This is a genomic window from Chitinophaga terrae (ex Kim and Jung 2007) (assembly GCF_900107795.1).
GTDB classification, from domain to species: Bacteria; Bacteroidota; Bacteroidia; order Chitinophagales; family Chitinophagaceae; genus Chitinophaga; species Chitinophaga terrae.
Window position 1 is genome coordinate 25,094 of sequence record NZ_FNRL01000019.1, and the last position, 12,466, is coordinate 37,559.

The 12,466-nt window shown below is 47.4% G+C and carries 11 protein-coding genes; 5 read left to right on the plus strand and 6 right to left on the minus strand.

Annotation, left to right across the window (positions count from 1 at the left end; genetic code table 11):
* The first annotated feature begins 457 nt into the window (after positions 1-457).
* Genes BLV62_RS18760 through BLV62_RS18780 form a run of 5 tightly spaced genes read left to right on the plus strand, consistent with a single transcriptional unit; the run spans position 458 to position 5,842 of the window.
* Positions 458-1,456 carry a glycosyltransferase family 4 protein gene (locus tag BLV62_RS18760; RefSeq protein WP_089763506.1) on the plus strand — a complete coding sequence of 333 codons (999 nt, stop codon included), beginning with the start codon at positions 458-460 and terminating at the stop codon, positions 1,454-1,456.
* 12 nt (positions 1,457-1,468) lie between these two features.
* Positions 1,469-2,728 carry a glycosyltransferase family 4 protein gene (locus tag BLV62_RS18765; protein ID WP_089763507.1) on the plus strand — a complete coding sequence of 420 codons (1,260 nt, stop codon included), beginning with the start codon at positions 1,469-1,471 and terminating at the stop codon, positions 2,726-2,728.
* Complete coding sequence (locus BLV62_RS18770) at positions 2,725-3,282, plus strand: D-glycero-alpha-D-manno-heptose-1,7-bisphosphate 7-phosphatase (protein ID WP_089763508.1); 558 nt, start codon at positions 2,725-2,727, stop codon at positions 3,280-3,282. The genes BLV62_RS18765 and BLV62_RS18770 overlap by 4 nt, the downstream gene beginning before the upstream one ends.
* 7 nt (positions 3,283-3,289) lie before the next feature.
* Positions 3,290-4,762: a D-glycero-beta-D-manno-heptose 1-phosphate adenylyltransferase gene (gene rfaE2, locus BLV62_RS18775; protein WP_211118334.1), complete on the plus strand. Its 1,473-nt coding sequence runs from the start codon at positions 3,290-3,292 to the stop codon at positions 4,760-4,762.
* Positions 4,763-4,765: 3 nt separating this feature from the next.
* Complete coding sequence (locus BLV62_RS18780; RefSeq protein ID WP_089763510.1) at positions 4,766-5,842, plus strand: glycosyltransferase family 9 protein; 1,077 nt, start codon at positions 4,766-4,768, stop codon at positions 5,840-5,842.
* Here the strand turns inward: BLV62_RS18780 and BLV62_RS18785 are convergent.
* The 6 genes from BLV62_RS18785 to BLV62_RS18815 all read right to left on the minus strand — a co-directional run bounded on the left by BLV62_RS18785 (position 5,834) and on the right by BLV62_RS18815 (position 12,448).
* On the minus strand, positions 5,834-6,817 hold the full coding sequence (locus BLV62_RS18785) for a glycosyltransferase family 9 protein (protein WP_089763511.1): 984 nt from the start codon (positions 6,815-6,817) through the stop codon (positions 5,834-5,836). The genes BLV62_RS18780 and BLV62_RS18785 overlap by 9 nt on opposite strands.
* A gap of 9 nt (positions 6,818-6,826) precedes the next feature.
* Entirely contained in the window at positions 6,827-7,813 is a 987-nt protein-coding gene (locus BLV62_RS18790; protein ID WP_089763512.1) for a glycosyltransferase family 2 protein, read from the minus strand.
* 13 nt (positions 7,814-7,826) lie between these two features.
* On the minus strand, positions 7,827-9,545 hold the full coding sequence (locus BLV62_RS18795) for a carbamoyltransferase family protein (RefSeq protein WP_089763513.1): 1,719 nt from the start codon (positions 9,543-9,545) through the stop codon (positions 7,827-7,829).
* Positions 9,546-9,609: 64 nt separating this feature from the next.
* On the minus strand, positions 9,610-9,882 hold the full coding sequence (locus BLV62_RS18800; RefSeq protein ID WP_089763514.1) for a hypothetical protein: 273 nt from the start codon (positions 9,880-9,882) through the stop codon (positions 9,610-9,612).
* Between the two features lie 164 nt (positions 9,883-10,046).
* Positions 10,047-10,433: a PleD family two-component system response regulator gene (locus BLV62_RS18805; protein WP_139170276.1), complete on the minus strand. Its 387-nt coding sequence runs from the start codon at positions 10,431-10,433 to the stop codon at positions 10,047-10,049.
* A 908-nt stretch (positions 10,434-11,341) separates the two neighbouring features.
* Positions 11,342-12,448 (minus strand): DUF4998 domain-containing protein, encoded by a 1,107-nt coding sequence (locus tag BLV62_RS18815; protein WP_089763517.1) that lies wholly within the window; start codon positions 12,446-12,448, stop codon positions 11,342-11,344.
* Between the last annotated feature and the right edge of the window lie 18 nt (positions 12,449-12,466).

The window sequence follows — 12,466 nt, forward strand, 5'->3', positions numbered from 1 at the left end:
AGATCCTTTCCTGGAAGATAGCCGATGCCCACTCGCCTGCCCTCAGCATAATTCCAGTCTATGCTGCGCATTAATATTTTCATGGCATTAACGCTGATCCTGCAAAAACCGCATGCTTATCGTATTTTGGACAAGGTTAAATAGTTTGTTATCCTCACAACATAACCACTTATATTGCTTCAGTTCCCCAGCAAACTTGTTTCACTTATTCAACGTTTCATTTTAAAATTATGTAGAAGTTTATACAAACTATGTCCAGTGCCCGATATAATTAATTGATTTTGATATAAGCGTTTCAGTTATCTGGATAATTACTGTAACGGCACATTTGTCCATGTGCCACAAGTGTTTCCTTCAAGCTCTTCAAATTTAAATTGATTAGCTCACCACGCTTAATACTATACGCAGGAACCAAATTGGCGCATTCTTGGTGCCAGTCTAGGCAAAACCATGCGACATGTATTCAACCTCGAAGCGGCTATCTATCTTCACCTGGCATATTCACGGCAGCTATCTGTATTACCTGGCTCAGGGACCTTACGATATTTATATTCCGTATAGGGAACAGCGGGATGAAGGCTACTACGGACGCGGCGCTACATTCCCGTTCGGCGGCAATGTTCATGAAATACCATTTGATGAAGTAAAGGATCGCCACTTTGACTGCATACTTTTTCAATCGGAGAAAAATTACCTGAAAGATCAATTCGAGGTGCTGTCGGACTACCAGCGGTCGTTGCCGGCCATTTACCTGGAACATAATACCCCGGCCAATCACCCGGTTGCACAGTCGCATGTTGTAAACGATCCGAACATTGTGCTGGTGCATGTTACGCATTTTAACCAGCTGATGTGGCAAACGAATCAAACGCCCACCACGGTTATTTTGCATGGCGTAACCCCTTCTCCATTCACATTCAATGGCAGATGGGAAAAAGGCCTGGTGACCATCAATCATATCATGCAGCGGGGAAGGGCATTGGGAGGAGATATTTTCGAGAGGGTACAACAATCGGTGCCGTTAGACCTGGCAGGAATGGGCAACGGGGAACAGGCCAAAGAGATCCTGCACCCCGATCTGCCGGCTGTACGATGCAACTACCGGTTCTATTTTCATCCGGTCAGGTATACCAGCCTCGCGCTGGCTGTGTGTGAGGCCATGATGCAGGGGATGCCGGTGGTGGGACTGGCAACCACAGAGCTGGTCACGGTATTGAGAGATGGTGAAAATGGATACATACATACAGACGTTGATTATCTTATTATGCGCATGCAGGAGCTGCTGGCAGATCGTTCTCTGGCTATAGAAATCGGTAAAAATGCCCGCGAAACCGCACTGGAACTATTTGATATAAACAGGTTCACCACCGAATGGGAGCAACTCTTCCGACTTGTAGCGAATAACGAATGGAAACCCAACAACTTCAACTATCACACTCAACTTCTTACAAACTAAAGACTGTTAACCATGAAAAGGATTGCATTGATTAGTGAACACGCTTCACCCCTGGCGGTATTGGGAGGCGTTGACGCCGGTGGGCAGAATGTTTATGTAAAAGAAATAGCCAGGCAACTTACCCAGAAAGGATTCCTGGTAGATGTTTTCACCCGCCGGGAGAATACCAGCCATCCCCGCTGTATCAACTGGATGAAAGGAGTAAGGGTTGTTCATGTGGATGCCGGCCCCCCGGTGCCTGTCAGCAAAGAAACATTGCTGCCTTACATGGCCGCCTTCAGGGACGATATGATCCAGTTCATTGAAGAAGAACAGATCAATTATCACCTGGTACATGCGAACTTTTTCATGTCGGCCCTCGTGGCCATGGAATTGAAATCGATCCTTAAAATTCCATACGTCGTAACCTATCATGCGTTAGGACATATACGCAGGCTGTTCCAGGGCGATAACGACCAGTTCCCGCCCGAACGCCTGGAAATAGAACGCCAGACCATGGCGGCCGCGGACGCCATAATTGCCGAATGCCCACAGGATAGGGAAGATATGATCCAGTATTACGACGTGTCGCCTAAAAAAATAGTGGTAGTGCCTTGCGGCGTTAACTTGCAGGAAATGTACCCTATCGATAAATATATGGCTAGGCTTATGCTGAAGCTACCGCCTAAAGAAAAAGTGATCCTGCAGCTCGGGCGTATCGTGCCGAGAAAGGGAGTGGATAACGTGATCCAGGCACTTGCTCATTTAAATTGCCGCAAAGAAAATATAAGGCTGATCATCGTTGGAGGAGGCCTGGAATTCTTCCAGCATAACCATGAGCTGCAAAGATTACGGTTGCTGGCAAAATCATTAGGCATTTCCTACGCAGTTCAGTTTGTAGGGCATAAGAACAGGGAAGAACTGAAATACTTCTATTCGGCTGCCGACCTGTTCATCACCACGCCTTGGTACGAACCATTTGGTATCACGCCCTTGGAAGCAATGGCCTGCGGTACGCCTGTGATAGGCGCAAACGTTGGGGGAATTAAATACAGCGTGGTTGACGGCCAAACAGGTAAACTGGTTCCGCCCCGCGATCCGAAGGCCCTTTCGGAAGCCATCACCGAGATGTTGGCACAGCCTGAACGCCTGCAGAAAATGGGAGAGAAAGCGATCAGCCGAGTGCAGAAATTATTTACCTGGGACAGGGTAGCGACTAATCTTGGCAAACTGTACGACCATGTTATCTTTCACCACTACCAGGAAGAGCAAAAGATCAAACGGGCTATATGAAAAAGGCGGTGTTTATTGATAAGGACGGGACACTGATACAAAATATACCTTATAACGTTAACACTACACGTATTAGCCTTCTCCCAACTGTTGGGCCTTCGCTCAGGCGGCTTAAAGACGCAGGTTACCTGCTGATACTGGTGACCAACCAGGCGGGAGTGGCATACGGCTATTTTAAAGAAGCCATGTTGATACACGTTTTCAACCGTATCAACCAGTTGCTGAGTGAGGAAAATGTAATGATAGACGGCTTTTATTACTGCCCGCATCATCCGGACGCCAGGATCGGGGCCTATAAAAAGAAATGCAATTGCAGGAAACCCGGGCCGGGAATGCTGACAGATGCCGCCGCCAATTACGGCATTGATCTGAAAGGGTCGTGGATGATAGGAGATATACTGGACGATGTGGAAGCCGGTAATAAATGCGGTTGCAGGTCTATACTGGTAGATAATGGTAATGAAACGGAGTGGCTGCTTGATCACTGGCGGCAACCAACCCTGATCGTCTCATCTTTTGATGAAGCAGCCAGCTTTATTCTAAAAAATAAATAACAGAATGATGGAAAAAGTAATTCAGCAATTATATGAACATCCGCAACGCTTCTCCGTACTGGTGATAGGCGACCTGATACTGGACGCTTATATGAAAGGATACAGCAACCGTTTGTGCCCCGAAGCAACCGCCCCGGTAGTGAATATACAGGACGAAAAATATGCGCTCGGAGGCGCCGGCAACATTGCTTTTAACCTCGCGGCCCTGGGCGCTAACGTTACCTGCATGGGCATCACCGGTAAAGACAAAGAAGCCCAGGTAATGCAGGAATTGTTTTCCGATAGCAAGATCAATACTAATATAATCAGTTGCGCAGAACGTACTACTATCTGTAAAACCCGCCTCGTATCGGGCACGCAGTTACTGGCCAGGTACGACAAAGGCTCGGAAGGCTCTATAGACGACAGTTGTACGAAGATGGTGATCAGGGAACTAAATGAAATCTATCCTTATTTCGACGCTGTTATACTGGCAGATTACCGGAAAGGATTTTTCAATACAGCTATTATTAAGGCTATAGAAAAGTTACAGAAGAAATACCATCCATACCTGGCGGTAGATTCAAAGAAGCTGCAAAACTATGCTGCGCTGCAGCCGGATATTGTGAAGCCCAACCGTAAGGAGACAGCAACGTTGTTGGAAGAGAGGGAAGAAGCTATCCACGCATCCGCTTTGCTGCAACACCAGTCGCGGCTCTTCGACTGCACAGGCGCAAAGGTAATTGCTGTAACCCTGGATGAGGACGGGGCGGTTATCCTGGAAAAGGAAAAACCTGCCATGGTCCTGAAAGCAGAAAGAGTGCCGCATCCGCAGGTTTCAGGCGCCGGCGATACCTACCTGAGTGCCTTCACCATGGCCTATATGCAATGCCGCAATTCCATCGAATCTGCTTCTGTTGCTTCGCTGGCTGCCAGCATTGCCATTAAAAAACCGGTAACAGCCTTCTGCAGTATCCGGGAACTGATGTTCACTGCAGCATTAAACAGCAAGATCATCGACAGCGAAGAAACATTGGAATTGCTAAGTTCGCTCTACCGCAGCAGCGGCAAGCGCATAGTTTTTACCAATGGCTGCTTCGATATCCTTCACAGCGGCCATGTTTCGTACCTCGAGCAGGCTGCCGGCCTGGGAGATGTATTGATCGTTGGCGTGAACAACGACGAAAGCATCAAACGCCTGAAAGGACCCAAACGGCCTGTCAATCACCTGGCCGACCGGATGGAAGTGCTGGCCGGGTTAAGATGTGTAACACATATAGTTCCGTTTGGAGGCTTGAATGAAGATAACCCCGACCAGCTAATCAGTATCATCCAGCCGGATGTTTTTGCAAAAGGAGGCGACTATACGATAGACACGCTTCCGGAAGCCCCGCTAGTAGAAGCATTGGGAGGACAGGTAGAAATAATCCCGATTGTAAACAATACATCTACCAGCAATATAATCAATAAAATATCTGCCTATCAACTGCTGAACATTTGATCAATGATGCAAACAAACTGGAAAGACGTTAAAAACATTTTATGCATACGACTCGATAATATGGGCGACCTGTTGATGAGCACACCCGCTTTCAGCGCGCTGAAAATGTCGCTCGACTGCAAGCTGTCTGTACTTACTTCAACAGCCGCAGCCGCTATTGCCAGGGAAATACCGGAGATTGACCAGGTATTTATCTATGATGCGCCCTGGGTTAAGCAAAACAACATTACTACCCCCGACGACTATACGGAAATAGTAAAAACTTTAAGCAGCCAGCATTTTGATGCAGCTATCATTTTTACTGTATATAGTCAGAACCCGCTGCCATCGGCCATGCTGGCCTGGCAGGCGGGGATACCCGTACGATTGGCCTATTGCCGCGAAAATCCATACCAGCTCTTAACGCATTGGATACCCGATGAGGAGCCATTTAAGAAGGAATTGCACCAGGTGGAAAGGGACCTGGAGCTTGTAGCTGTAACAGGCGCTAATTTCCCCAGGCTCAGGCTTTCCTTGCAAACCAATGATGTGCATTGGGCTTCGGTTACTAAAAAGATCAGGCAACACGGCGGAGATCCACATGAACCATGGATCATTTTACATGCGATGGTCCAGGACGAAAAACGCCGTTACAGTTTCAGCAAATGGGTAGAAATTGCAAAACAGGTCGTTGACATCTATGGCTATCAACTGCTGATCACGGGGAACCAGCAGGAGGCGCAGGCTGCGGAGAAACTGAAAGAAGCGATCGGGGAAAAAGCAATTAACGTGGCAGGTATTTTCAGTGTGGCGGAACTGGCGCTGCTGATCAAGAAAAGTCGCCTCGTAGTATCGGTGAACACCGGCGTTATTCATATTGCTGCGGCTACCTCTACGCCTATAGTGGTGTTATACGCTATCACCAACCTGCAGCACACGCCATGGAATGTAAGGCATGAAGTATTGTATTTCGACGTACCGGATGCCCTGCAGAGTAAGAACCAGTTGTTGCAATATGCCTATAAAAAGATTGCCAAAGAAAAATTAAAGCCTGCAACGGTAGAAAACGTGTTGCAGGCAATCGACAACATCTTACAGTAAAACATATTCTGTTCTCTCCAGTAAACTTTCACACTGTTTTATTACATAGTCGTACTCCTGGTGTTTCGTCCAGTCTACCACCTGGTGCAACTGCGTATTCAGCGGGCTCCATCTGAACGCTTCTCCATCCATGCTGATCACCAGGCTTGGGGTATGGATGGCTGCCGCCAGGTGCGAAACGCCCGTACAGTTGGATACGAGTCCCCGCGCCTTTTGCAGCAGAACGGCCATACTGCCTAAAGTTGTTTTCCCGGCTAAATTGACGGCGGGGTAACGCATATACCTGAGCACTTCTTCCGCGATCCCTGTTTCGCTGGGAACGCCGGTGATAACGATCTTATATCCCTTTTCTGCCAGGTAATCAGCGATAGCGGCGAAATACGGAGTGGGCCATTGCCGCCAGGCGCCCTTGGAGCCCGGGTGAACGCAGATGTATTGATGCTCCGTCAACCCGTCGTTGATCTCTCCGAATGCTGCATAGTCAGCTGCATTCAGCGGGAATTCCAGGGCCGATGATTGCACGGGAATGTCCAGGTGTTTGAGCAGGCTGAGATGCCTGTGTATTTCGTGTAGCCGGTCGGGGTATTCCAGGAACAGGCCTTCCGTTTTATCCGGCCTGAAACCTGCCGTGTACCTGGCTTTCATGGCATGAACCAATGGGTTGACTATGGTACCTTTTCCCTGCATCTGCAACAACAGGTCAAAACGCCTCGACCGCATATCGTTAATAAATACTGGTATGCTGTCGATGTCGCAATCGCGTTCCGGTAGTCCGGGGTACCCCGGGAACTCTATCATTTCATCAATATACTGCCGGTATCTCGATTGAAAGGCCCGGCTCCAGGGGAGTCCGATCAGCGAGATCTCCGCTCCCGGGTAGGCCGCTTTCAGCGCTCTGAACGCGGGAACGGCACATAACAGGTCGCCTAGATTTAAGGCCCTGAGGATCCCGATACGTTTGATATCTGTAAGCATAAAAAAGGTTTAAAAGAATATGGTCCGGAACCTGATCAGTCCACGTATGTGCCAATAGACAGAAAGAAATGGAATGATGGCAGATGTAGCCAGCATTTCCAGAATATGACTGGTAGTTCTGCTCGTGAACTTCAGCCGTTGGTAGCTGAATTCCAGCCATAAAGCCAGCCATATCAGGATATGTATATATCCCGCAACGGGTCTGTCAATCGCAAAGTACAGTAAACCCAGCAGAAGTGTTATAATCATAAAGTAATATCTCAACGGGGGCGCCTGCCCGATGCGTGTCTGATAGAGGACGGGAAATTTTTTGTACAGCAGCGCATTGAAGTGTCCCTTGCGCTGTTCTTTCAGACTATGTCCCCACTTCACTTTCCTGATAGGATGCACAACAATGGCTTCAACTATATATTTGATGTTTATGCCGTTGGAAAGAAGATTGAACTGGAGATCGCTGTCTTCTCTGAAAGCCATGGTAAATCTTTCGTCGAACCCGCCTGTCAGCTCCAGTATCTTTTTAGGGCAGGCGCAGTTGGCGGTGATAAACTCTGCATCTGCCAGGTGTTGCGTATTAAAGTCGTGGTCCGTGATCTGTTCCGGCTTAGGAAGAGGAATGATCACTTTTCCTGTAAATGCGCAGTTGCCTTTATTGTGCAGGTATGCGGCCCAGAAGGCAGACAGCCAGGAAGTAGCGGGCCTGCAGTCGTCGTCGGTGAATACGATCAGTTCCCCGGAGGCCGAGCGCCAGCCCTGGTTCCTGGCCGCAGCCGGCCCCGACCTGGTCGGGAGCTGGCGAAATCTCACCGGTACGATGGTATCTCTTGCCATTGCAGCTACCACTTTCTGGGTGCTGGTATCCGGACCATCGCATACCACGATGATCTCGTACATCTCTCTGTCGAGATCCTGGTTTAGCAGATCATTCAGGCAATCGGCTAATAAGGTCGGCCTGTTGACAGTTGGTACTACAACTGAAACCCGAATTTCAGACGCCATAGTGAAAAAGATTTTATTTACTGATTAAATACGAACCAATGACCAAAGCATCAAAAGGAGAGCTCCAGAAGCATTCCAGTGCGTCCTGCGGCGTACATACGATAGGTTTGCCCAACGTATTGAACGAAGTGTTCACTAATACCGGTACCCCGGTAAGTTGATGAAAGGCTTTCAGCACATTATAATACCTTGGGTGCTGATCCCGGTTGATGGTCTGTATCCTCGCTGTGCCGTCGGTATGGCATACAGCAGGTATTTTGTCGCGCTTGGATGGTTTAACCGTGTTAACGAAAAGCATAAACGGAGAGGTGCCGGCGTTTTCAAACCAGTTGGCGGCTTCTTCTTCCAAGACCACAGGAGCAACCGGTCTGAAATCTTCCCGCTCTTTTATCTCGTTCAGCTTTGCCTGCATTTCAGGATGAATAGGGGAGGCGAGAATAGACCTTGCGCCTAATGCTCTGGGTCCGAACTCCATCCTCCCCTGAAACCACCCAATAATCTTGTTATCGGCCAGGATGGAAGCGGTAGTTGCCGCTACATCCTCCATTTTGGTAAAAGGTGTTTTTGTCCATTTCAGGAACTTTTCAATTTCCTCGTCTGAGAATTCAGGACCCCAGTAGGCATGATCCATTACAAACGATTTCGATTGCTGTCCCCGTTCCCTTGCATCTGTCCATAATGCGGCGCCGAGAGCAGTTCCGGCATCCCCGGCTGCCGGTTGAATCCAGCAGTGCCGGAAGATACCGGAGTCCCGGATCGCTGCGTTCAGGACACAATTCAGGGCGACGCCGCCGGCCAGGCAGATCGTATCAGACTGCGTAGTCTGTTTAAGCCAGGATGCCAGGTTAAGGACACATTCCTGGAGCACTGCCTGCATAGATTGAGCGATGTTGAAGTGAGTATCGGTGAATGGATCGTTTTTGCGTCGTTGAGGCCCCAGGATCTCGGAGAGATCCACATCCGCTATGCTATAGCTGCCGTTATCGGACATTGATATAAGATCCCGCAGCACATTCAGATGAGTGGGTTTGCCATAGGAAGCCAGGGCCATTACCTTATATTCGTCAGACGAATGAAGGAAGCCCAGGTGTGTAGTTATCTTTTCATACAATAACCCGATAGAATGAGGCATGTCTACCTGCTTCAGTCTCTCCAGCGTGTTATCGTACCCGATATTGAATGTGGTAGTGGCCTTTTCGCCTCTCCCGTCGATGGTCATTACTGCGGCTTCATGATGGGGGGATGGAAGAAAGGCGCTGGCGGCATGGCAGAGGTGATGATCCAGGAAATGCCACTGTTCCGGCTGGGTGTTCGCATGCAAAAATCTTTTCTGCAGGTGATGCGGATAGCCGTCGTTCAGCTGGCCCCTTGCGTTGGCAATAGCCTGTAAAAATAATGGGTCCCAGGGCGAGTGCCATTTTTCGGCTACGCCGTTGCTGGAAGGAAATAATGGCAATCTTATTTCAGGAGGAGTGCCCCACTGGGGATCCATCAGGATGTATGGATCGAATGAGTAAGCAAAGTGGTCAATATCATTGATATGTAAGCCTTCAGTTTTTAAACAATAATCGATTGCATGAAAAGGTAGCTCATATGCGCTGAAGGGGATAGGTCTTTTCCCGTGTTTGATATGGGTGAATCTTTCTTCTTCTGCTGCAGCTACCAATTTACCATCGGAGACCAGGCAGGCTGCCGAGTCGTGAAATGCTGCATTGATGCCGAGTGTATACATAATGGAATCGTTGGGTTTGGTGGTTTCTATTGGGTGAAAATGGGTTAGTAAGTGAAGAAGCAGGTTATTCTTCGGGCGGCTTTTTGCCTTCCCATTCTATGTTATCAGCTTCTTCCTCTGATAACCCGTTTTCTTCAAGGTCTTCTTCGTCCAGCACGGGGCTGCCATCTTCCTCGGTGTCGCTGGTCTCAGTTTCTTCCTCCGACTGCGCTTCAGACAGTTCATCTGTGTTTTCTTCGTTGATGTCTGAAGAACTCGCCGCAGCACCGCTACGGCGAGGATCTGAGGAGGAAGGGTTATTACCCGGTTGGCTTGTTTGTCTGGTTTCTTGCGTCATAACTTTATGGTTTTTAGTAAATGGTTTCAAACAACACACCATACCGGAAATTGTACCCGGTAGGGGTATTTTTTTATAAATGGATGAGTAGCCGTCTACTCACTGCTGTGTAATCTTGTAACATTATGAGTGATATTTTTCAGCTTCTACCTGCTTGGATATAACTACAATGGATATACGTTATTTTTGGGCAATGCTGATACCTTTTGCAAACAATCTGAAATCAGGTTCAATAATGCGGTTTGGGGGAATGGCCGTTTGATCCATTGATCGCCGGGACAATGTTGCTGCAGCTTTGATTCGTCTTGAGAGGCTGCTATGATCAGTATACAGATCTTCTGAGGTTTGGCAGTCCTGTATACGAGATCGCACAGGTCGTCTAACGTTATATCGGGAAGCTTGCTATTGACGATCACTACATTGGTTCCCCTGACATGCATCAGCAACTCTCTGCCCGTATGTACAAACGTAAGTTCGTGATGTTTACGCAACATATGGGTATAGAGAAAGACCGTATCCTTATCGGATTCCATAATGACAATCTTCGCCATACAGACAAATAATTTAAGCCCGCAGTTTATCGGACATATAAAAAATCGAGTTTAACTTATTTGCCGTCGAACTTGTGTGAAGCTACAAGGAAGAGTAAATATTGACATGCAATTTGTATATCCTTACCTTTTAATCTTGGGTGTAGTTAATGGTTCTTCAACCTTTTTTTCGCTTAATGGTTAATGGCGGGCTTTCTTAACTGATACGAATCAATTTGAAAGTTAAAAACCATTGGGTAAATAAAGGGCGCATCTACTGTGCCAGAAAAAAATGCGGCTGTTATTATTTCCCAATAACCTTTACTGTTATAGTTTTAGTGTGATATATATTTTAAACAGGAAGTTAGCGGATAAGAGTGGTAACGGGTAATATCTACGCGTTACGGGGCGAGAGCGGGGAGATTGAGCTGCCAGGTTACTTTTAATTAAATTAGTGTTTGCATCCAAAAAGAATATGAGAATATTTAATTTATTTATTGCCTTTATCCTTATACTGAATGTTATTATTGGCATATACTTCGGGTTCGAGGACACATATTATGCTGGAAGATCTGCTTTCTTGCTGTCTGTAGTCTTGCTTTTTGTTCTGTTGGTAAATAACAGGATCACCTATATAATCCTGGTGCTGTTACTGTTTTATGGGATATGGGACATGGTTTTTTATGAACCTATTGCAGCAGAATCCACAGTAGCTATGTTTACGGCGCCGCTTGTATTTTTGTTGGACGGCGAGACAGGCCGATCTCTTTTCGGCAGGTGTATGGGTATGATCCCGCCCCTTTTCTATTTAATTTATCCGGTGCTATTGATTACAGGAAAGGGGAGACGTTTTTACAAGTGGTATACTCCTGAAATAAAACAGCACGACCAATAATGGTCATGCTGTTATGTTTAAATAAAAGACACCACTACCTTTTATATGTTCCAACTTCTGCCAGCGCAGTAAAGGTTGAATTCTTGTAATCAGAGCGGATGATCACCCTGAAGTACCTGAAGCTTTCTGTTTCTGTCAGATCCAGGTATTGTTTGTCGTTCACTGATAAGAGAGTGAATGCACCCAGCGAACGCCAGCTTGCATTGTCATTGCTGATCTCTATCTCTATCAGTTTAACAGCTCCATCTAACGGTAACCGCTGGTTGAAAGTGAAGCCTGCGACTTCGTTCACTGTTCCCATATCAACTTTAATGGTATGCGGATAATTGGAGCCTGCCGCTTTAGACATATGCCAAACGGTAGACACATTGTTGTCGATCGCGTTGGCAGGGCCACGGCCCGATGGTTCGTCGTAATCGGAGGCGGTAGCTGTCCAGCCGGTTTTAGCGTATTCCATAGGCGGACCTTTTACCGCTATTTCCTCAAATGGCGTTTTGAAAAGGTCTATCGCGTTGCTGTCGGGCAGGTACACCGTGCTATAAAGAATAGGATTGTTTTCTGTGTATTCATAAGTATCGATAGTGGTGGTATTGGAATCGGCGGGTACGCTGATGAGCTTTTCTGCGCCTGAGCGATCCCTGTACTTTATCTCCGTGCCCGATACATGCGAATCAGGCGTTCCCCAGGTGATATTCAGTACTCCATTGATATACAGGGCGCTCCTGACAGGGCGGGGAAGAAGAGATGCCAGGTAACGGTCGCCATACACCTGTCCGGTTGTTGTTACCTTAATTGATTTATTCCCTTTGCTGTCGAAGGTGAAGATATCAAAGGAGTACTGGCCTTCCTGCAGCGGCGATAATATCAGTTTAATGGTATCGATTTCATGCTGGCGTTTGAATACAAGATCCATAGAGTCGTTACTGTTATTCCAATAGATCTTCCCGCTGGTAACAGTCGGATCACTGAGCAGCCACGTGAGCTGCAAACGTTTGTTACCGGGCCAGGTTTTTACGGAGTCTGCAGACCCCGCGTATACAATTTCCCCGCCTTTAATAAAACCTTTATAGTTATCATCCATCTTGCTGCAGGAGAAAAGCCCGGCCAGCAGGATCATGACGTATATGCTGTATGCTTTCATTGTAGTTGAATTAAATGA